Raw genomic sequence first — 21984 nt, 5'->3', positions numbered from 1 at the left:
CGCGGCCGCGCAGACTCCCGGCTCCTATTCGCTTACCGGGACCAACTGCAGCGGCGCTACGCCGATAACAGGTGCAAGCTTCTGCTGGATGGCGACGATATTGGCGAGCGGCCGCCACTGGACTGACATGCGGGTGATGAGGCCTTCCTCATTGATCGACATGTCGTCCACGCCGGTGACCTCGACGTCACCGACACGGATACGGAGTATCACCGCGGCTCGTTGGTCGCCGCTGATGACCGCTGTGGTCGCAAACTCGTCTACGTTGGTTAGCAGCAACCGAAGCACGTTGACCACGGCATCCTTGCCGACAAACGGCTCGGCGACGAACGGGCTCAGCAGTACGACTTCGTCCGAGAGATGCTCGGCAAGTCCGTCAGCCTGTCTCGCGTCCATGGCGGCGAGGTAAGGGTTTACATGGGCGGTGTTCATACGATGTCTCCTTCGAGGCGCAACATCGCACCGAGGCGTCTCCCCTTGTAGTTCGCCATCGGGTCAAGCAGTGTTGACACAATGTCCACAAAGTCCGCCCTTACGCTTGCTCAGCTGCAATGCTTCGTGTGCGTCGTTGATGTTGGTTCCTTCGTGGAGGCCGGGCGCCGCCTGGGCATGACCACGTCGGGCGTATCGAAGACGCTCGCGCGGCTGGAAGCGGCGTGCGGCGTGCGGTTACTGAACAGATCGACCCATGCCCTCTCGCTTACGCCGGAGGGCGAGCGCCTCATCTGCGTCGCGCGCGATGCGCTGCAAGCTGTCAGTGAAGTTGATTTAACGCTGCGATCTGCAGCCTCGTACACAGGTGGCGGAAGGGTCAGGGTCAGCGTACCCACCGCGATCCTGAGATCATGCCTGGTTCCGCTTCTGCAGGCATTCCGTACCGAGCATCCCGACATACTCCTCGATCTTCGCGGCAGCGACCAGATGATGGACCTCGCGGATGGGGCTTTTGATCTGGTGCTGCGGACCGGAGGCCTCGAGACCGTCCCTGGTCACCGCCGCCAGTTACTCGCCCGCTTCTCATGGCTGGTTTGCGGCTCCCCGGACTATCTGGGACGTCGCGGGGCGCCGAAGACGCCGCTCGATTTGCGAGCACATGACGTAATCGCTTTTAGAAACCAACAAACCGGGCTGGTGGACGCGTGGCGCTTCACGGACAGGGAAAATGGCATCACGCGCTGGCAGCCGGATCCTGCCCTGGTGCTCGACGACGCGAACGCTATCGCAGCGGCAGCCGTCGCCGGTGTCGGACTGGTATGGACGCCGAGTTGGCTCGTTAGGGAGGCGATCAGTTCCGGAAGTCTTGTGCCCGTGCTGAGCGACTGGTCCTGCGAACCGATGGATATTTCCATTGTTCGTCGGCCGCAGGAGCAGAACCCGGAGAGAATCCGTAAGGTCATCGCCTTTCTGATCGCCCATGCCCAGGTTTTTGCGTAGGTCGTGGAAGATCCTGTGACGATCAGAACAACCTCGTCGGCGAGTTACAGCCTCGGAGCGGCGCGATCTGCGTTATTTATTTCCGCAAAAGAGTGCCATCGCGGAATGCCGGTCCGCGCCAAACGCTCGTTCGGCCGGGTTCACCGGCGGTTGGCGGTCTGAAGCCTTACCGATCAGGATGTCGCCTGACTGGGCGACACCCACTAAACGCATCGAGTCCAGAAATAGCCCTTTCTTATGGCTACGTTCCGCATGCAGGCGCCAAACATCCGGAACGGCTCGACATAGGTGTTGTCTGATTACTCGATGACAGTAACGAAATCGGCGCTGTAACGGCGGACTTTTGGCAAATTCACAAGCCGGTCGCTTCGGGCGCACGATAGCCAAGCGAGAGCAGAACGATGCTGCGCAAACCTTTGGATCGTAGGTTCAGAATGTCATCGACCGATGACGGATCGAAGCCTTCCATCAGTATCGAGTCAACCTGTTCAAAGGCGGCCGCGAGTATGTTCGCCGCAGCCGTGGCAAAGTGAGTACATCGAGACGTCCGCATGCACGCCTAAGCACGCTGAGACCGCACCTGGCTTTCGCTAGATTGCTTACATTTTTGAGCCAATGCCCGTGTAAGCAGCGAAACGGCCTCAAGCGACCGTTCTAAGCCATTTATTTTTCTATGGAAATTTGGAGCGGGCGATGGGATTCGAACCCACGACCCCAACCTTGGCAAGGTTGCATATACTCTACCATCCCACACTCTACCTTTCGCTTCCATACGATAATATCGTTTTATAACAGAGTATTATTTGGCGGCGCTTTGTAAGGCGTTCGCTCCAATTTGCCAGAGTTTCTCTCTACGGTGGACACCATGTGGACACCATTTTATGGTGGTGTCCACCCGAGAACTCAATACGAGGCGTGCGATGAAACGATCGTCCAGCGTACGTTTGACCAAGCCCGTCGTCGACAAGGCCGAGGTCCGAGATAGTCGATATGACTTGTGGGATCTCGATCTCGCTGGCTTTGGACTACGCATCGAGAAAAGCGGCACGAAAACTTTCATCATACGCTATCGCATTGAGGGCGGTGGCCGATCGGCACCAAGGCGATTCCTGGCGCTTGGACGATTCGGAGCACTTACCGTCGAACAGGCGAGAAGGAAGGCTAGGGGCCTGCTGGGCGCGGTCGCACACGGCGAAGACCCAGCGGGTGACGTGCAGGAGAAGCGGCGCGAAAAAACGATTCGGGACTTACTCGACTTCTACGAGGAGCATGGATGCATCGTGCAAAGGGGTATTCATAAGGGCAAGCCCATGAAACCTCTCACCAAGCAATACACCATGTCACGGCTTCGTCACCATGTTGAACCACTTCTAGGGGGACGTCGTGCGAGCGAGATCACTTCGGGCGATGTCGAGCGATTTGTGGCCGACGTAACAACTGGCAAGACCGCGAAAGACATAAAGATTGGGCCGCGCAAACGTCTTATCGTTCGGGGCGGTGAGGGCGCAGCACGGAAGGTCGTTCGTGATCTTTCGGCCGTATTCAGTTTCGGCAGGCGGCACGGCTTTATCGCCCAAAATCCCGTCGAAGGGGCTTCCGTCAGAAAGACGGATAATCGTCGCATGCGCTTTTTGACGTTGGAGGAAGTAGCCCGACTAGGCGACGCGTTCAACAAGGTCGAGACACGAGGGGCAAATCCTAAAGGGGTCGCAATCGCCCGGCTTTGGGCGCTTACCGGATGTCGTCGAAACGAAATTGCGGCGCTCAAGGTTGAGGAAGTCAATCTAGAGGATAACCTCTTCGAGTTCGAGGATAGCAAGACTGGGAGATCGATTCGCCCCATCGGCCCCACGGCGAGAGCAATGCTCGAGAATCTCCTGAAGGACCGCAAGAAAGGCTATCTTTTTCCGGCGGAGAGAGGCGAGGAAGGACATTACCAAGGCACGCGCAATATCTGGTCGGAAGTTATCAAACTTGCCGATCTACCGGGCGTAACGCCTCACACCCTTCGGCACACTCTTGGCTCTACTGCGACGTCAAGCGGCGAAGCATTGGCCCTGACCGGTGCTCTTTTAGGACACGCCAACCTCAAATCGACCGCCATTTACGCCCATGTCCAACGCGATACTTCGCTCGAGGCTGCCAAGCGTGTAGAAAAATTACTTGCAATGGCACTAGAGGGAAATGTTATTGGGGAAACAAATTCCGCGCAGGAGATAAAACCTAAAGAATTGGATGCAGATTTGATCCGAGAGCTATCTAAAAGGTTGTCAAAAGAAAATGCAGATACAGCAAGACTTCTAGGAATTATAGCTGACAGCATTTCTAGTACTCTATGAATCTCCGAGTTATTTTGCTCTTTAATCTCCGTACACTAGTTCCACATACCGATGATGCCGCACCGTATTCTCTTCGCGTCTGTCAGACTGGGATCAAGATGAAGTTCCTCCAGATAACGGCCGCCTCGCAGATCGCGGCGAGGTCGTTCAGTTCCAGAACGGGAACGGTGCAGGCTGGATTAAAGGCACAGAACGCAGGCGCATACACGCGCGACATTAGGAGCGGTCGGACAATCATAAAGCTTCATGGCAATGCTGGGCGCGGGTGGTGAGAGGGCGGAGACTCCGACTGTTCCCGGATAGCCGTGAGCATGCGACGGCGGATCAGGCCGCTGACCGGGCGGATCAGATACCAATAGGGGGCGAAGCGACGCCTGGCCCGGTCCGTGACGCAAAACACGCGGGTTTCCGTCACCAGCCGCTGGGTGCCGTGTGGTCCCCGCTGGATGGAGAAGCCCAGAGCGAGCTTGCAGACGTCATCTTGGCGAGGGATGAGAAAAGCGCCGGTCGTAGGAATGTCGCACAATCCGTAATCCGTCCGCCAGAACGCGCCGATGAGGCCATAGACCAGGGCGGCATCGCCCCGCCGTTCCAGCACCGTGAAGTCGGTGAGGTCCAGATGCCGTTGCCGCGCATGGCCTAACAGCCGGGCGGGCATTTCGCGCAGGCAGATGGCGGCACGAACCAGCGGATCGTCCTGATTCCGCCATGCAGCCACCGCGTTCATGATGCGACTGGCCGGGGCGGAGATATCGACACTGTGTCGCTCGCTGAAATCGAAGCGCGGGATGAATTCGTCCAATAGGTTCATCATGCTTCCATTTCTCTCCGGCGAGGTGGTACATTAGCGCACTATGCCACAAGAGCATTTCGCACCGTAGTGCGGATACTGCGATGGCTTCATGGCGAAGCCAGACAGTAATTCCATAATATATTGTGAACGAAATATGATTGCAGACTTGAAAGCACGATGACTGGATTTTGGCACGTCATGCCGAAGGTCTTCAAAAAATCGGGATAGACAGAAAATGTCGGTTCGGCGACCACCTCTCGATCTGCGGGAATTGCTGTTCGTGCGTGTCATCGCGAGGGAGGGAAGTATCCACGGAGCCGCACGGGCGTTGGGAGGCAAACAATCTGCCGTAAGCCGGTCTTTGCGATTACTGGAAGAGCGACTTGGCGTCTCCCTCTTTCGACGCACGTCGAGCGGTGCCAGACTGACCCCGGCGGGAGTTGCCTTTCTGCGAGAGGCTGAGAAGCTGCTCGATGGAACTGTCGGACTGTACGAGCGCACGCGGCGTTGGAGCCGGGGCGAGACCGGCGTCATCTCCGTGGGCGTCCAGGGCAGCATCCCACCCGGCCGGATCTCGGCGATACTGGAGTCGTACAGCCGTGCGCAACCCGGTATCTCCTTCATTTATCGGGATAATGCGAAAAAAGAACTGCTCCAGGCCCTGGAACAGGAAGAGATCGACCTCGCGATAATGACGCTGCCCTTGCCCGGCAGCATGGCGGCCACGATCCCGCTCTGGAGCGATCGTGTCGTTGCGATCATGCCGGTCGAACATCCGATCGCACAGGTCGGAACCGCGTCATGGGCCGAGTTGCACGACGGAATCTTTCTGATCGGGAAGGATGATACCGGCGACGAACTGCTCGCGCTCCTGATGCGCAAGATGCGGCAGGCGGGATTTGTTCCTGTGACACGTCAGGAGGCGGTCAGAAGCCTGCGGGTCGTCGCATTGGCAGCAAATGGAAGTGGCATTGCCCTATTGCCGGATGCCTGGCTGGGCTTTCTGCCCGCTGCCATCCGGGAGCGGATCGCTGTAGTGGAAGTCATCGACGGGGACGGGTTTTCCCACTTCGCGTATGGCGCGGCCTGGCACCGTGAGCGCTGCCCACCGGCCGCGAGAACAGTCATTCGTTTTCTGGAGCAGCAGGCGGCTGCGTTTTAACGGCTGCCCGCCGTGGCCCCTGCCGGAGCTTTCGGAACGCGCGGTCGGATGTGATAAAGCCACGGATCATGTGCGGCACGAGACGGGCAGGCTCGACGGGCTGGCCGTTCTGGCTGACCAGGGCAGCATAAGTGACGAGATCGCGATGAAGGTCCGCAGGCAGGTCCACGGTGACGCGGACCGGCTTTTCGTCGGGAATTTCGGTGATGCGCAGCTTCGTCATGGAGCCGGTTCCTTTGGGTGCCAGGGGTTCAAGATCAGGTCGCGATTCAGGATAAGCATGAACGGCAGGCCCGGCCGGTCTGTCAGCGTCGGCTGAATATTCAGGCTGCGATCAATCAGCCGGTTGCCGACCATGGAAAACCCGTTGCTCGCGCCGGAGCGGATGGCCTGCATCAGGTTGTTCTCGTTCCATGACGTGCCCGCTTCGGAGCCCACGCTGAGGAGGGTCGTGACGAGCGCCGCCCTGAAGAGCTGGCCCCAATGATTGTTCACCTCGTCGGACAGGCCGGACTGGCCGATGGCGTCGCCGCCGGGCAGCTTTTCCAGGACGAGGCTTTCGCCGTTCGGATAGATCAGCCGGGTCCAGATGATCTGGGTGCGCTGCTGCCCGAAGGAAATGCCGCTGTTATAGGCCCCGAACAGGGTGCTTCCCTGCGGGATAAGCAAGGACCGTCCGGTCGGGCTGTCATAGACGTTCTGGGTGACATGCCCTACGATCTGTCCGGGCAGATCGGAACTGATCTTCGTATTGAGTGCGCCGGCAATGACGGTCCCAGCCTGGAGGATATAAGGCGAGGCGGGAGATACGATCCGATCCGGGCTGACGGTCATGCGGTCCGGCTGACCCGCCAGGAAGGCGCGATTGCCGGTCTGCTGGTCGGGGCCGGTCGGTGATGCCTGTGCTCCGGGAGCGGTGGCCATGACCGGAATCGTCTGCGCAGTCTGGCCGTCCCGCGCCTCGATCTGGGCGAAGAGCCTGCTGGTGCGGGCCGCCTCGATTTCCTGATCGCCACGGCGGTCTCCCATGCCCGAGACCGGTCCCGCGCGACCGTTCCGCTGTGCGTCGAGGATCGGCTTGCCGAGATCGCCGGGCAAAGGCGGCCCGAGTTTTGGAGTGGCGGTATAATCACTGGGGAGAGCGGCCAGCCCGTCGGCCGAAGGACGGGTGTCGGTGTCCTGTGCCCCCTGGACCGACCCCTTCTGTGTACCATTTTGCAGCGCGTAGCCCAGCGCAAGACCGATCGCGAGCATCCCCGCACCACCCAGCGTCCAGATGACGGGGCGCGAGAGCCGGACCACCGGCGGACGCTGCACGCGCAGCCGCAAATCGGGAGAGGGCGGCGGGGATGATGGTCCTGTTCCGCTTCCGCTTGTGGTGGCTCCCGTATTCCCTTCCGGGCGCTCTTCCGCGCCGCTCATGACTTCCTGCCATCCGTGCGGACGATCCGTACTCGCTGCTCGGAATGTTTATCCCCAAGCCGCAATTCGGCCGCCGCAAACAGGCGATCGACGATCATCCAGTTCTGCCTCACCCGGTAGTTCACCAGTTCCGGGCCGCCATCGGCCCCCAGCACGAACAGCGGCGGCAGTTCGCCCTGCCCGATACCGGACGGAAACGCGAGATAGACTTTGTGGCCATCGTCGAACGCCCGGCTGGGCAGCCAGGGCGGTGTTCCGCCTTTCACACTCTCGATCGCGTATCGGAAATTCAGCGCGTCGAGATTCAGCCCCGCATCCACGGGCGCCGCTTCGTCGGCGTTACTGTCCTGCCGATGCAGGGCAATCAGCTCATCCTCGGGATAGTCCCAGGAGACGGACGCCATATAGGTCGCGGGTGTCGCCCGCAGTTCGGCAAGGTAGGTCCGCCGGTCGGTATTGACGATCAGATTGGTGGTCAGGTCCGGTCGCGTCGGCTTGACCAGGATATGCACCCTTCTGGTCGTACCCGCGCCACTGGTGGTATCGCCGACAATCCAGCGCACGGTGTCCCCCACCGCGACCGGGCCAGTACCGACCAGCTTCTCGCCCTGCTGGAGCATGATGTCGGTGATCTCGCCGGGCGCGGCATAGACCTGATAGAGCGCGCCCGCGCTGTAGGGATAGACCTGCACCGCATTCACATAACCGGCCCGCGTCGGCTGGATGCGGGCGGCAAGATTGGCCTGGGTCACGCGCACGGTAGGGTCAGCCGCCTCGGGCACGACATGGGCACGCCGCAAGGGTGGAAGCGGCTTGAGTTGACCCGGCAGGGGAAGCAGCCGCGGGACTTCCACCACCCGCACAGGCTTCGGCGGATCAGGCAGGAGCATGGCCTGGGCCGCGTCGTCATATCGTATGACGGGTGGATGGTACTGTTGCGCGCAACCCGCCAGGGGCAGGGTCAGCAACGGCAAAGCACGAAGAGCACGACGGATCATTGGCCAAGCTCCTTCGACCAGTTAATGGCGGAGACGTAGATTCCGAGCGGGTTTTTCCGCAGATGATCCGCGTCGCGCGGGGTGCGCAGAACAACCGAGACGATGGCGGTCCAGCGTTCGGTGCCGGTGAACGCGCCGTCACGGTAATGGCGCTCCGTCCAGGCCACCCGGAAACTTCCGGGAGAGGCCCGGATCACCGAGGCGATGTCCACCTCGACCTGCTCGTGCCCGATCCGCGAAAACGGATCATTCAGGCGGGCATAATCATTGAGGGCCACAGCGCCGGACGTGGTGGTGAAATCATAGGCGCGCAGCCAGTTCTGCCGGACAACCACGGCATCCGAAGACAGGGACCGCACGTCATGGACGAACTGCGCCAGATACCAGGCGATCTGCGGATCGGCGGGCATGTAGCCGGACGTGGCCGGGGCAACGACCTGCGCCTGCCCCAGCCGGTCCACCTGCACGACCCACGGCGTGATGGTGCCGCGCGCGGACTGCCAGACCAGCCCGCCCCCGAGACCGGCGGACAGGAACAGGGAGCCAAAGGCCATGAGACGCCAGTTGCGGGCTTGCACGCGGGCCGAGCCGATGCGCTCATCCCAGATCTGCGCTGCCTTCTGGTATGGGGTGACGGGCTCGGGCGTGGTCCCGTAGCGTGTTGTGGAGCGACGGAACATCATTCTTTCTCCGAGAGATCGATGGACGTGGACCCGCCCCCGCCATCGGCGGAGCGGATGATATGGGCGGCCTCGGCGGCATGGGTGGCGGCGTTGCGGCGCTTCATGTTCCGCGCCCAGCGGGGCGGCTTGCCGTCGGAGCCGTCGCCGCTATCGGGGTCGCCTCCCGAGGGGCCGCCACCAGGGTTACCGCTACCGGCAGGCCCGGTACCGGGATCACCTCCGCCGCCGGACGGGCCTGAAGACCCACCGTCACCCGATGGCCTATCGCCTTCTCCGGCGCCGCCCATCGCACCGGCGGCCCAGCGTCCGCCAGCAGAGTAGCTTTCCTTCAACGAGGATGTTGCCGCGCCGACCTTGCTCTTCACGGCGTTCATCGCAGCACCCCCAGCGGCGCGACCGACATTGCCAGCCGCCGATGCCATGCCCGCCGCACCAGTCTGTCCGGCCGCCCCCATGGAGTAGGCTGTCGTGGCGGCACCTGCGACGGCAGCCCCTCCGCGCGCTGCCGCTGCCGTCGCACCGAGGGCCGCCGCTCCGCCAGACGCCACGGCGGCGGGCGCGGCAACAGCCGCAGCCCCCATCGCGCCCACCGCCATCGCGGTTCCCGCTGCTGCCCCGGCACCAAGCTGCGGGGCACCGGAAATCAGCCCATTGGCGAGCGAGCCGCCGAAAATGGCGAGACCCACGATGCAGAGTGACGCCAGCACGACGGACAGCGCCTGGCCGATGGTGGGCGCACTATCACCGTAGGACGTCGTGAACTGCCTGAAGAGCACGGAAGCTATGGCGGAAATAACCGCCAGCACCATGATCTTCACGCCGGACGACACGACATTGCCCAGTACCTTCTCGGCGAGGAACGCCGTGCGGTTGAACAGGGCAAACGGGATCAGCACGAAGCCCGCGAGTGAGGTCAGCTTGAACTCGACGATCGCCACGAAGAGCTGCACCGCGAGGATGAAGAAGGCCGCCAGCACGATGAACCAGCACAGGAGCAGGACGAGGATCTGCACGATGCTGGCCAGCGCACCGAAGGAAAACGCCAGTTTACTCGCCGCATCCAGCAGCGGCTGCGCGGCATCGAGCCCGGTCGCCGCCAGTCGGCCGGGATGCATGAAATCCCCAAGCGCCAGCGTGCCGCCCCCGGCTTTGAGCCCGAGGGCCGCGAAACTGTTGAAAACGATCCCCGACAGGCCGCTGAAATGGTCAATGACGAAGGCAAAGAAGCCGATATACAGCGTCCTCTTCACCAGACGCTGGATGATGTCCTCATCGGCGGCCCAAGCCCAGAACAGGCCGGCCAGCACGATGTCCAGCACCGAGAGCGAGCCGGCCAGCGACACCACACTTCCCTTCACCAGACCGAAACCGCTGTCGATCGTAGTCTCGAAGGTATTCAGGAAACCGTCGATGATGCCGACATTGTCGCTCGCCATTGCTCAATATCCAGAACTTGGGATGGCGACGGCCTGGGGAACATAGGCGTCATACTGCGAAAAATGCTGATATTGGGCTTCCGCCCCTGCCTCGTTCGCCGCCTGTCGCGCCCGTTCGAGGTCCGCAGCCCGGCCATTGGCGGCCAGTTCCGCCTGGATGTCGAACAGTTGCCGGGATTGCAGGGCCATAAGCTGGTTGCCGGCCTGCGCGGCCTGCAACGCCCCGGTTGACGTCTGGCTGGCCGAAACCAGTTGCGTCATGGCCGAACTGTCGCTCGGGATGTTTCCTACCACCCGCGCCTGAAGCTTCAGGGCGTCCTCGAACCCACCCACAGAATTCTGCCAGCGTGTCTGTGCCTGGCTGAACAGGGCACCGTCGGACATGCCAGAGGACACGGACGTGTACGCCTGCTGGTACTGCTGCTCGACGGACTGGACGCTGTAGGCAATATTCTGCGCCTGCGCGAGCAACGCTGTGGTTTGGGAAATCGTCGATTGCAGCGTCGACAGTGTCGAAAGTGGTAGGCTCGCCAGATTGCGACCTTGGTTGACCAGCATCTGCGCCTGATTGGCCAGTGACGTGATCTGGTTGTCGATCTGCTGGAGCGTGCGGGCCGCGATCAGCACGTTCTGGACGTGGTTGGCGCCGTCATAGACCGCCCATTGGGCATGGGCTGACACGACTGGCATGACAAAAGCCAGAGCAGCGCCGAAGACCACGGCACATCCGGGGCGGAAATCTTTTGCCCGAATACGGAAAGGTTCTTCCGTCATGGCATCGCTCCTTCCCGAAGAAGATCGGCCGCCCACATGACGCCACGCGCCTCGAACCAGGCTGGGAGAAAGCCGGCCCGCCCATGTTCCACCAGCATCGCGTCGATCAGCCGGTGGTCGTCCTTGCCGGAGGCGGCGCACAGGGCGAGTGCCACCGGCCCGAGCCCCAGTTCGAAGAGGCGATTTCCCCGCTGGGTCTGGCAGTAATATTCCCGCTTCGACGCCGCGCGGGCGATAATGGCGATCTGTCGGTCGTTCAGCCCAAAATCGCGGTAGATGGCCGCGATCTGCGGCTCAATGGCCCGTTCATTGGGCAGGAAGATCCGCGTCGGGCAACTTTCCACCACAGCCGGGGCAATGCGGGAATTGGCGATGTCCGACAGGGACTGGGTGGCGAAAATCACCGACGCATTCTTCTTGCGCAGGGTTTTCAGCCACTCCCGAAGCTGGCCAGCAAAGTCCCCGTCATCCAGAACCAGCCAGCCCTCATCAATGACCAGCAGGGTCGGACGGCCATCCAGCCGTCCTTCGATCCGATGAAACAGGTAGGACAACACGGACGATGCCGCCCCGGACCCGATCAGCCCTTCCGTTTCAAACACCACGACATCGGCGTCACCCAGCCGCTCGGTGTCCGCATCCAGCAGGCGGCCATAGGGACCACCCAGGCAATATGCCGCCATTGCCTGCTTCAGGGCGTTGGACTGGAGAAGTGCTACCATACCTGACAGGGTCCGCTCCTGAACGGGCGACGACGCCAGGGAGTTCAGCGCCGACCAGAGGTGAGACTTCACCTCGGGGGTCAGCGTTACCCCTTCACCGACAAGGATCTGCCCCAGCCATTCCGTGGCCCATTTGCGCTCGTCGGGATCGTCAATCCTTGCCAGCGGCTGAAGGGAGACGGCGGAATGCCCATCGCCCTCGTCCGTCAGCCCGCCTCCAAGATCGTGCCAGTCCCCGTCCATCGCCATCGTCGCCGCACGCATGGACCCGCCGAAATCGAAGGCGAAAATCTGCGATCCCGCATAACGCCGAAACTGGAGCGCCATCAGCGCCAGCAGCACGGATTTGCCCGCCCCTGTTGGTCCTGCGATCAGCGTGTGGCCAACATCGCCGACATGAAGGCTGAACCGGAATGGTGTGGCGCCCGCCGTCCTGCCGTAGAACAGCGGTGCTGCCTTGAAATGCCCGTCCTGCTCCGGCCCTGCCCAGACGGCCGACAGCGGAATCATATGCGCCAGATTCAGCGTCGAGACCGGGGGCTGACGAACATTGGCGTAGACATGGCCGGGCAGCGAACCCAGCCATGCCTCCACCGCGTTGAGGCTTTCCGTCATGCAGGTGAAATCGCGGCCCTGGATGATCTTCTCAACCAGCCGAAGCTTTTCGGCCGCGATGGAGGCGGAACCGTCCCAGACCGTGATGGTCGCGGTAAGATACGCCTGTCCGACATCGTCGGCACCGAGGGACTGCAAGGCCAAGTCAGCATCGGCAGCCTTATTGGCAGCGTCGTTGTCCACGAGAACGGATGCCTCGTTGGTCATCACCTCCCGGACAATGGCTGCGATGCTCTTACGCTTTGCAAACCACTGCCGGCGGATCTTCGTCAGCACCTTGGTGGCGTCGGTCTTGTCGAGCAGGATGGCACGGGTTGACCAGCGATAGGGCATCGCCAGCCGGTTCAGGTCATCCAGGATTCCGGGAAAGGTCCGCGACGGGAAACCGGTGATCGTCAGCGTTTTCAGGAAGGCATCGCCGAGTTTCGGCTCCAACCCGCCCGAAAGCGGCTGATCGACCAGCAGCGCGTCAAGATGCATCGGGATTTCCGGCACCCGGACACGCTGGTTCCGCGTCGAAATGGTCGAATGTAAATAGGTCAGCGTTTCACCGTCATTGAGCCAGGTGGCCTCGGGCATGAAACCGTCCAGCAACGCCAGCATCCGGTCGGAGCGATCCACGAACGCATGGAGTATGCCGTGTGGGTCCGGCCCTTCGCGCTCCCTGCCCTCGAACAGGAACCGGGCAGCCCGGTCGGACGATTCCGCCGGTGGCAGCCAGACCAGGGTCAGGAAATACCGGCTCTCGAAATGCGCGCCCTCATCCTCGAACTGCTCACGCCGTTCCAGATCGACCATGTGCGAGGCGGCATCCGGGAAATCGCTCTCGGGATAGAGTGTGGCCGGGACGCGCTGCGCCTCGACGAACACCGCCCATCCGGAGCCCAGACGGCGGAGATTACTGTTGAGCCGTGCGGTGACACCGACCAGTTCGGCAGGCGTGGCGCTATCCATATCGGGACCACGGATGCGCGCCGTGCGCTGGAAGCTGCCGTCCTTGTTCAGGACGACGCCTTTCTCCACGAGCGCGGCCCATGGGAGAAAATCCGACAGGAGGGCGGCGCGATTGCGATATTCGCCAAGGGACATCATCGCCCTGCCCTCCCTACGCCCGCAGCCAGGCGGGGTAACGGAGATGTCGCCGCCCGACCTCGATGAACAGCGGATCACGCTTCGCCCCCCAGACCGCGAGCCCGTGGCCCACGATCCAGAATGCGGCTCCGATCAGCCAGAGCCGCAGGCCCAGCGCGATCGCGGCGGCCAGCGTGCCATTGGCGATGGCGACGGCACGGGGCGCACCACCCAGCAGGATGGGATCGGTCAGCGAGCGATGCACCGGGACATGGAACCCCGGCAACGCGTCATCGTCATATCCCGCCATCAGATCAGTGCTCCGCCGGAGAACGAGAAGAACGACAGGAAGAACGAGCTGGCGGCGAAAGCGATGGACAGGCCGAAGACGATCTGGATCAGGCGGCGGAACCCACCCGATGTTTCCCCGAACGCCAGGGTCAGACCCGTGACCGTGATGATGATCACCGAGATGATCTTGGCGACCGGTCCCTGCACGGATTCCAGAATCTGGTTGAGCGGCTCCTCCCACGGCATGTCGGAGCCCGACGCCAGGGCCGAGGAGCACCATGCGATGGACAGCAGCAGCATGGTGGAGAGGACAGGCGCGTGCCGACGCACACGGAACAGCGTGAGGTTCATTTCTAATCTCCATCGGTATCGATTGAATGAATGCGATAGGCACCAGTGCCGGGATCAATCCCGTCCACGGTGGCGAGTTCGGACAGGCGACGGGCCGTCCCGCGTCCAGACAGGACAGCGATCACGTCAATGGTTTCCGCGATCATGGCGCGTGGCACCGTGACCACCGCTTCCTGGATCAGTTGTTCCAGACGATACAGGGCAGCCAGCACCGATCCGGCGTGCAGCGTGCCGATACCGCCCGGATGGCCAGTACCCCATGCCTTGACCAGATCAAGGGCCTCGGCCCCACGTACCTCACCGATGGGGATACGGTCGGGACGCAGGCGGAGACCGGACCGGACGAGATCCGACAGGGTGATGACGCCCTCACGGGTGCGCAGGGCGATGAGATTGGGCGCCGTGCATTGCAGTTCGCGCGTGTCCTCGATCAGCACGATGCGATCGCCGGTTTTCGCAACCTCGGCCAGGAGGGCATTGACCAGCGTGGTCTTGCCCGTCGATGTGCCGCCCGCGACCAGAATGTTCCTCCGTTCCGTGACAGCGCGGCGCAGGAATGCCGCCTCGTCCGTTGTCATGATCGCGGCCTCGACATAGTCGTCGAGGGTGAACACGGCGACAGCGGGCTTGCGGATCGCGAAACTTGGGGCGGTCACAACGGGCGGCAGCAATCCCTCAAACCGTTCGCCAGTCGGCAATTCCGCCGATACGCGCGGGGCTGCCTCATGCACCTCCGCCCCGACATGGTGTGCGACCAGGCGGACGATGCGCTCGGCATCGGCTGGTGCAATCACATCACCCGTATCAGCCAGCCCCTCAGACAGACGGTCGACCCACAGCCGCCCATCGGGGTTGAGCATCAGCTCGACCACAGCCGCATCGGCAAGGTGCCCGGCGATCGCAGGCCCCATCGCCGTACGCAGCATGGAAATGCTCCGTACCCTTGCCCCTTGGTTGATGGCGGAAACCGACATGATCTTCCCCGGTATAAGCCGAGCGCGATGGGCGCACGGCGACGGGGATCATTAGGAAAGGCAGGAAACGGGGCGGTTCAACAAGAATTCAGGCGTCGTAGAAACGCAGCGAGACGGAGGGCAAAAATACTTGCGGGGTGCGAAAATTACGACTCCGGATCATCCTGTGCGGCGGGGTCCGAAACGTCCTCCGGAATTTCCTGCTGGAGTCGTGGTCCCTGAGCCAGCCTGCGGCCGAGGGCCGCGACGAAATTATCGTAGCGCGCTCCGGCTTGTGCCCGCGCTGCCTTGGCGGCCGGTTCGGGAAGTGGCGGGGTCGTGGTCAGCCAAAAGCGGATGAACAGCGCCAGGGTCTCCACCGTGATGCCAATATCACGCTCCAGCCGCGCGAGGCGCCGGTCCTGCCGGTCGAGACGCTTCGATGTGGCAGCCTCGCGGCGCTCCTCGCCATCGGGCGAAAGGAAGGAGGCGACAGCGGCCTCGACGATCAGCGACATCGGCTGCGCGCGTCGCGCGGCATAGGCGGACAGAGTCTTCATCACCTCGGGATCGAGATAGACGGAGATCTGGGCCTTCTTTTTCGGCATTGCCATTGCGGCCTCACAACTCAAGCTCATCGCCACGGTCGAGCGACGCCTGCCGGGCGACACCGCGCATGAGATCATTCATCCGGTTGTTGCGGGGCGCGATGTCGTCGAATTCATCGACCGGATCGGGCGTGAACTCGTTCTCCATCGGCTCCTTTTTCTCGACAGTGCCTTCGTCCAGTTCGGGCTGATGGCGCCGGGCGGACTGCTTCGGGTCTTCTTCCTCGTCCTCCACTGTCCGCGTTTCGGCCGCCGCATCGGGTGCCGGCGGCCTGGGTGGGAGGGGGCGGCGGCTCCAGTCGTCCGGGCACCCGTCCTTCGGGGGCGTAGGCTTTGGCGGTGGCAGAATGCGTTCCTGGAAGCGCGCATCCTCGAAGTAACGGGCCTTCTTCGCACGGATCGGATACAGCCCGGAGACCATGACGATCTCGTCCGCTGGCGGGAGCTGCATGACTTCTCCCGCCGTCAGCAGCGGGCGTGCCGTCTCCGAGCGCGAAACCATCAGATGGCCCAGCCAAGGCGAAAGACGGTGGCCCGCGTAGTTCTTCATCGCCTTCATCTCGGTGGCGGTTCCGAGCGCGTCGGAGACACGTTTGGCCGTCCGTTCGTCGTTGGTGGCGAAGCTCACGCGGACATGGCAGTTGTCGAGGATCGAATTGTTCGGCCCGTAGGCCCGCTCGATCTGGTTGAGGGACTGGGCGATCAGGAAGCTCTTGATCCGGTAGCCCGCCATGAAGGCCAGCGCCGATTCAAAGAAATCCAGACGCCCGAGGGCCGGGAATTCGTCGAGCATCAGCAGCACACGCCGCCGCCGCGCCGCAGCATCAAGATCTTCTGTCAGCCTCCGGCCGATCTGGTTCAGCACCAGACGGATCAGCGGCTTGGTGCGGCTGATGTCAGACGGTGGCACGGTAAGGTAGAGCGTCACCGGGCGATCGGCGCCGACGATGTCGGCGATCCGCCATTCGCAGCGCCGCGTCACCTCCGCGACCACCGGGTCGCGATAGAGGCCGAGGAAGGACATGGCTGTGGACAACACGCCCGAGCGCTCGTTGGGGGACTTGTTCAGCAGTTCGCGCGCGGCCGAGGCCACGACGGGATGCGGGCCGGCATCGCCAAGATGCTTCGTCCGCATCATCGCTGACAGCGTGGTGGCGATCGGGCGCTTCGGGTCCGACAGGAAATTGGCGACACCGGCCAGAGTCTTGTCGGGCTCGGCATAGAGGACATGCAGGATGGCGCCGACGAGAAGGGAGTGCGAAGTCTTCTCCCAGTGGTTGCGCTTCTCCAGGCTGCCTTCCGGGTCTACGAGGATATCGGCGACGTTCTGGGCATCACGGACTTCCCACTCCCCGCGCCGAATCTCCAGCAAAGGATTATAGGCGGACGAGGCTGCGTTGGTGGGATCGAACAACACGACACGTCCGAAACGGGCGCGGAATCCCGCCGTCAGCTCCCAGTTCTCACCCTTGATGTCGTGGACGATGGCCGAACCGGGCCAGGTCAGGAGCGTGGGGATGACCATGCCGACACCCTTGCCGCTGCGCGTTGGTGCGAAGGTCAGGACGTGCTCTGGCCCGTCATGCCGCAGGTACTCTTGACGATAGCGGCCTAGTACCACGCCGTCGGGGTCAAGTAGGCCGGCCTGGGCGATCTCCTTGGCGTCAGCCCAACGGGCCGAGCCATATGTCTCGATCCGCTTCGCCTCGCGCGCGCGCCAGACCGATAGCCCGATCGCAGTGACCGCAGCCAGGATGCCGCCCGACGCGGCGATATAGGCACCCCGTGCGAAGACCTCCGGCGCATAGGCGTCATACGCATACCACCACCAGAAGAACGCGGGCGGAAAGTAGAATGGGAACCGCAGGATTACGAACCAGGGTCGCCCGAGTTCAGCCTGGAAGGCCAGCTTCCAAGCGATCCATTCGGTCGCAGTCCACATGGTCAGCAGGACGATCGCCAAGACGACGATGATCTGCCCCCAAAGAATCTTGGTGCCCGACATCGGGAGCCCTCCCTTTTAGAGGAGGAAGGAACGGCGGATTCCTGCGTTCAAGTGCTTTTAAGCGTTGTTCGCAGCCGGGCAAACCAGAGCGAAAAAATACTTGCGCTGTGCGGACAAGGTCCGCCCAGCCGATCCTGGGACACACCGGTAGCAGGCGATTCGGAGATAGGGCTGAGCTTCAAAATTACGGTGACGGCAATGACAATGAGGAATGGACGATCGGCAGCGCAGCCTGCATCGGATGGAAAATATGTTAAAAAGAATAGGAATTATAGGAAATATAGAGACATGGAATTTCTTTTTAGAAGAATGGCAGAGTATAGGAACTTCTGAATACAGTGTTGGTCAAAGCAGAGAATGCTACGACTTCATTAATCAATACTCGCTTCATCTCCAAACTTTTTGCCGAGTTGACGGATATGCATCGCGAAGGTGCAGCGCGCACGCGCGCTTACGTAAGGGTGACATGGGGATATCCCATGTGCTATCCTGAAATCAGCGTGTCGAAACGCTTTTTTGCAACTGGGCGGCCTCCTATGTCGGGTGGCCTGCCGAATAGAACACCCGGACCTACGGTCCTGCGGTGAACAGCTTTGGCTGTTCTCAGCAGGGGAATAGGCAGGAGGTGGCTACGCCCAGTGCAAAACACCTTTCGACCCGCCCGACGCCAGGCGGGTACGGGGAGTCACGCCCTCAATTCGCTTCCGTCGTCGTCATGTCGTGCGAGACGGAGAGCGGATTTGGCGATAGAAAACGATGACGAAACTTCCGATAAGTGTTCTGCGTCAGACATGGCAGACGCCTTGATCCGATCCTTCGGATGGAGTGGAGCGCGGAACAAAGCGCATACGCATGTCTTGCGATGTGTTGACGCGGGTCAGAGCGACAGCGCGCAATTCTGGATGAATGTACGAAATATCGTGGATCACCTCATGACGTTGGGGCCGCAGGACCGTGACTTAATTCACTGATCGGTCATGGAAGGTATTCGGAGATGGACATCGAGTCTGAGGACCAGATCGTCAAATTCTGGATAAAACAGCATTTTCGTGCGCGGTTTGGTAGCATTATCAATGAGCCCGTTCCTGATGCACTTCTAGGTCTTCTTCGTGAATCGAACGAGTGTACAGACTTTGAAATTCCTGATGATCGGCCGCATCCTAACCGACCGACATCCACCGCACAGGAAGGTTAGTGTGGGATGCAAACGCCATGGTTGGCGGCAACGGTGAAATGAAGTAGTCACAAAAGGCTCGTATGTCCTCTGAATTCAGCGCTTCCGAAACAGGCTAGCATAAAGGGTTGGTAGAACAAGCAAAGTGAGCAGGGTCGATGTCACAAGACCTCCAATCACAACAGTCGCAAGCGGCCGCTCGACCTCCGCGCCCATGCTTCCCGAAAACGCCATCGGGAAGAAGCCCAGACTAGCGACGCTTGCGGTCGCGATGACAGGCCGGAATCGGGCGCGTGCTGCCTCGAATGCCGCCGTTGCCGCATCAATGCCGGCTTCCTGAAGCGCGCGGATCTGACTTACAAGAACGACGCCATTGAGAATGGCCACACCAAACAGCGCAATGAAACCGATGCTGGCAGCAATACTAAACGGCAACCCACGCAAGGTCAGTGCGAAAATTCCTCCCGTCGCTGCTATAGGGAGATTGATGAATACCAGGGAGGCCGCCCTGAATGATCCTAATGCTGCAATCAGGAGCGCAAATATCAACAAGAGAGCGATGGGTAGAACCAGACCCAGACGTTGCATTGCCGATTTCAGGTTCTCGAACTGTCCGGCCCATTCAAGACGATAGCCTGACGGGAGTCTGACCTTCTCCGCAACCGCTTTTTGCGCCGCTGCGACAAAGGAACTGACGTCCCGCCCCCGGACATTGGCCTGAACAATGACGCGCCTATGAATACGGTCCCGATCAATCCGGGAAGGGCCGTCTATCACCTGTAGTTTCGCAATATCCGACAGCAAGACCCACCCTTGTCCGTCCAACCTGCGCACGGGCAGATTTCCGATCATCGAAACTGACAGGGTCGAAGTCGGATCAAGGCGGATCTGAGTTGGTATGATCGCGTTGCCCACAACAACAGGTTTTCCGATCAATCCACCGATAGCCGTGATCTGGGCAAGAGCGTCGGACACGGCCACCCCACGTCTGGCTGCGGCATCCCGATTGATGTCGATATGCATGAAGGGCACTGTTCCGTCGCCCTGTGGGGCAACATCCGCAGCCCCCGGAACCGCCGCCACGGCTGAGGTCACTTCATCGGCCAGTTTCGCCAGTTCCTCCAAGTCATCGCCATAAACGGAGATAGCTATTTGAGTGCGAACACCTGAGAGCAATTCATCCATTCGCATCTGGATCGGCTGTGACCATTCGTAATTGGCACTGGGGAGCTTCGCCTTGAGGGTGTCGGCCATCGCCTGAACCAACTGATCCTGGGTCCGCCCGGTCTTCCACTGCGAGAGGGGCTTCAGAATGATGAAACTGTCTGACTCGTTGGGGCCCATAGGATCTGTCGGAACAGCCGGTGTGCCAATATTTGTTACCACCGTCTGAACTTCAGGGAACGAACGGATGATTCGTTCCTGTTTCCCGATTTCATCAATGACGGTAGGCAGTGAGGCGCTCGGCCAGCGCGTGACCGTTGTCGTCAGGGAGCCTTCTTCCAGCGTCGGTACAAACTCCCCACCCAACCGCGTGGCCAGGCCAACCGAAACGAGGAACACAGAGATCGTGACGATGATCACTGTCCTGCTATGCTTTTCGCTCCAGGCCAGCATCGGCTCGTAATAGCGTCGCACAAACTGCACGAACCTCGTCTCCTGGTGAGACTTCGGATCACGCAGGAGTACTGCTGCAAGGACGGGGATGCAAATGAAGCAGTAAATCAGTGATGCCAGCAACGCCATGGCGACGGTCTGCGCCATGGGGCGGAACATCTTGCCCTCGATATCTTCCAGAGTGAGGATCGGCAGGTAGACCATAATGATCACGAAAATCGAAAATGTCACCGGCCTGACGACAGACTTCGCCGCTTCAATAGCTGTGTCCCGCATGGAACGCTTTGTGCCTTCAGCCTCCCTCAACGTCATGAAGTGCTCGACGACAACGAGAGAGCTGTCGACAATCATACCGAAATCAATTGCGCCGAGGCTCAGCAGGTTGGCCGAGACCCCGAAAACCCTCATGCCGATGAAGGCTGACAACAGCGCGGCGGGGATGGCGGAGGCAATGACCAGCGACGCGCGCCAGTCACCCAGAACCACGATAAGAACGACAAGCACCAGAGCCGCGCCGATCAGGAGATTTTCCTTGACGGTGGAAATGGTTTCTCCCGTTAGCGTCGAGCGCATATAGTAGGGGTCAAGCGTCACGCCGGCTGGCAACAACTTCTGGATACCAGGAAGTGCTTTGCGGATATTTGCAAGAACGGCATTCGAGCTTGCTCCGTCCTGCATCATTACCGCGCTCAGGACGATCTCTCCGTTTCCGTCCCGGGTCGCCGCGCCGAGGCGCGTCCGCGGACCCAGTGCGATACTCCCCACGTCCTGGACCCGGATGACATGCCCGTTCCGGCCGATTCTGACCGGGATCAGACCGAAATCATTCAGGTCGCCGACCAGGGCACGGCCAACAATCACCTGCTGCTCGGCCTGGTGGGCAATCCAGCCACCACCAGCCGAGGCGTTATTACGGTCAACTGCCTGATAGACGTCTGTCACCGTGACTCCGTAGGTACGCAGCCGAAGCGGGTCGAGCGTGACCTGAAAGGTCTGTTCCGCGCCACCATTGATATTGACCTCGGCCACGCCCGCTAGAAGTCTCAGTTCAGGCGCGACCGTCCAGTGCATGATGCGGTTGAGGTCCATGAGCGAATAGCCAGGTCCGCGGATCTGGAACTGCATGATCTCGCCCATGCCGGTCGTCCGCGGCCCCATCTGAACGCTGACACCCGGAACGGCGACACTCTCACGAGCGGCCGGCAGACGTTCGGCGACACGTGCGCGGTCCAAGTCGATGTCTGTCGCATCGTCGAATTGTAGATAGACCGCAGATACACCCGTCCTTGATACCGAGCGCAAATCAATGAGACCCGGAAGAGCAGTCAGACTGGTCTCGACCGGAAAGGTAATCAACTTTTCGACTTCCTCGGTCGCAAGCCCGGGAGCAGTAACCGTCACCATGACCTGGCGGGGTGAAATGTCGGGAACAGGCTCGACAGGAAGCCCTTCGACACAGGCCAGTCCGGTTATCGGGAGGGCAAAAATCAGACCGAAAACAAAAAAGCGTTGCTTCTGGAAGAATTCAAAGAGCAT

General features: G+C 61.1%; 18 protein-coding genes. 3 read left to right on the top strand and 15 right to left on the bottom strand.

The window, feature by feature from the left end:
* Positions 1 to 24: 24 nt before the first annotated feature.
* Positions 25 to 432, bottom strand: coding sequence for a nuclear transport factor 2 family protein (locus tag GOB93_RS00855; protein ID WP_173581640.1), 408 nt, complete (start codon positions 430 to 432; stop codon positions 25 to 27).
* Positions 433 to 513: 81 nt separating this feature from the next.
* Between GOB93_RS00855 and GOB93_RS00850 the strand changes: the two genes are divergently transcribed.
* Positions 514 to 1434 (top strand): LysR family transcriptional regulator, encoded by a 921-nt coding sequence (locus tag GOB93_RS00850; protein ID WP_173581639.1) that lies wholly within the window; start codon positions 514 to 516, stop codon positions 1432 to 1434.
* Positions 1435 to 2315: 881 nt separating this feature from the next.
* The gene (locus GOB93_RS00845; protein WP_018308104.1) at positions 2316 to 3773 is read left to right on the top strand and encodes a site-specific integrase; all 1458 of its coding nucleotides are present in this window, start codon (positions 2316 to 2318) and stop codon (positions 3771 to 3773) included.
* Positions 3774 to 4017: 244 nt separating this feature from the next.
* Here the strand turns inward: GOB93_RS00845 and GOB93_RS00840 are convergent, their stop codons facing one another.
* Entirely contained in the window at positions 4018 to 4587 is a 570-nt protein-coding gene (locus GOB93_RS00840) for a hypothetical protein (RefSeq protein ID WP_010667187.1), read from the bottom strand.
* A gap of 214 nt (positions 4588 to 4801) precedes the next feature.
* On the opposite strand from GOB93_RS00840, the gene GOB93_RS00835 reads away from it, so the two are divergent.
* On the top strand, positions 4802 to 5728 hold the full coding sequence (locus GOB93_RS00835) for a LysR family transcriptional regulator (protein WP_010667186.1): 927 nt from the start codon (positions 4802 to 4804) through the stop codon (positions 5726 to 5728).
* On the opposite strand, the gene GOB93_RS00830 is transcribed toward GOB93_RS00835, so the two are convergent.
* The 13 genes from GOB93_RS00830 to GOB93_RS00770 form a co-directional block, all read right to left on the bottom strand.
* Positions 5691 to 5951: a DUF2274 domain-containing protein gene (locus tag GOB93_RS00830; protein ID WP_010667185.1), complete on the bottom strand. Its 261-nt coding sequence runs from the start codon at positions 5949 to 5951 to the stop codon at positions 5691 to 5693. The two genes, GOB93_RS00835 and GOB93_RS00830, sit on opposite strands and share 38 nt — an antisense overlap.
* Positions 5948 to 7150, bottom strand: a complete 1203-nt coding sequence (locus tag GOB93_RS00825) for a TrbI/VirB10 family protein (RefSeq protein ID WP_010667184.1) — start codon at positions 7148 to 7150, stop codon at positions 5948 to 5950. The genes GOB93_RS00830 and GOB93_RS00825 overlap by 4 nt, the downstream gene beginning before the upstream one ends.
* The gene (gene trbG / locus GOB93_RS00820; protein WP_018308105.1) at positions 7147 to 8148 is read right to left on the bottom strand and encodes a P-type conjugative transfer protein TrbG; all 1002 of its coding nucleotides are present in this window, start codon (positions 8146 to 8148) and stop codon (positions 7147 to 7149) included. Before trbG ends, GOB93_RS00825 begins: the two co-directional genes overlap by 4 nt.
* Positions 8145 to 8828, bottom strand: coding sequence for a conjugal transfer protein TrbF (trbF, locus tag GOB93_RS00815; RefSeq protein WP_018308106.1), 684 nt, complete (start codon positions 8826 to 8828; stop codon positions 8145 to 8147). Before trbF ends, trbG begins: the two co-directional genes overlap by 4 nt.
* The gene (gene trbL / locus GOB93_RS00810) at positions 8828 to 10267 is read right to left on the bottom strand and encodes a P-type conjugative transfer protein TrbL (RefSeq protein ID WP_018308107.1); all 1440 of its coding nucleotides are present in this window, start codon (positions 10265 to 10267) and stop codon (positions 8828 to 8830) included. The genes trbF and trbL overlap by 1 nt, the downstream gene beginning before the upstream one ends.
* Positions 10268 to 10270: 3 nt before the next feature.
* Positions 10271 to 11041: a P-type conjugative transfer protein TrbJ gene (trbJ, locus tag GOB93_RS00805; protein ID WP_010667262.1), complete on the bottom strand. Its 771-nt coding sequence runs from the start codon at positions 11039 to 11041 to the stop codon at positions 10271 to 10273.
* The gene (gene trbE / locus GOB93_RS00800) at positions 11038 to 13470 is read right to left on the bottom strand and encodes a conjugal transfer protein TrbE (RefSeq protein WP_010667263.1); all 2433 of its coding nucleotides are present in this window, start codon (positions 13468 to 13470) and stop codon (positions 11038 to 11040) included. The genes trbJ and trbE overlap by 4 nt, the downstream gene beginning before the upstream one ends.
* Before the next feature lie 13 nt (positions 13471 to 13483).
* Positions 13484 to 13759, bottom strand: coding sequence for a VirB3 family type IV secretion system protein (locus GOB93_RS00795; protein WP_010667264.1), 276 nt, complete (start codon positions 13757 to 13759; stop codon positions 13484 to 13486).
* Positions 13759 to 14091: a TrbC/VirB2 family protein gene (locus GOB93_RS00790; RefSeq protein WP_018308108.1), complete on the bottom strand. Its 333-nt coding sequence runs from the start codon at positions 14089 to 14091 to the stop codon at positions 13759 to 13761. The genes GOB93_RS00795 and GOB93_RS00790 overlap by 1 nt, the downstream gene beginning before the upstream one ends.
* Before the next feature lie 2 nt (positions 14092 to 14093).
* Positions 14094 to 15017, bottom strand: a complete 924-nt coding sequence (trbB, locus tag GOB93_RS00785) for a P-type conjugative transfer ATPase TrbB (RefSeq protein ID WP_018308109.1) — start codon at positions 15015 to 15017, stop codon at positions 14094 to 14096.
* 194 nt (positions 15018 to 15211) lie between these two features.
* Positions 15212 to 15658 (bottom strand): hypothetical protein, encoded by a 447-nt coding sequence (locus GOB93_RS00780; RefSeq protein WP_026200111.1) that lies wholly within the window; start codon positions 15656 to 15658, stop codon positions 15212 to 15214.
* A 7-nt stretch (positions 15659 to 15665) separates the two neighbouring features.
* The gene (locus GOB93_RS00775; RefSeq protein ID WP_010666656.1) at positions 15666 to 17657 is read right to left on the bottom strand and encodes a conjugal transfer protein TraG; all 1992 of its coding nucleotides are present in this window, start codon (positions 17655 to 17657) and stop codon (positions 15666 to 15668) included.
* Positions 17658 to 18927: 1270 nt separating this feature from the next.
* Entirely contained in the window at positions 18928 to 21984 is a 3057-nt protein-coding gene (locus GOB93_RS00770; protein ID WP_018308110.1) for an efflux RND transporter permease subunit, read from the bottom strand.

The organism is Acetobacter musti, from assembly GCF_011516835.1.
GTDB classification, from domain to species: Bacteria; Pseudomonadota; Alphaproteobacteria; order Acetobacterales; family Acetobacteraceae; genus Acetobacter; species Acetobacter musti.
Note: the sequence above shows the minus strand (reverse complement) of the source record. Positions and strands in the feature narration are given on the sequence as shown.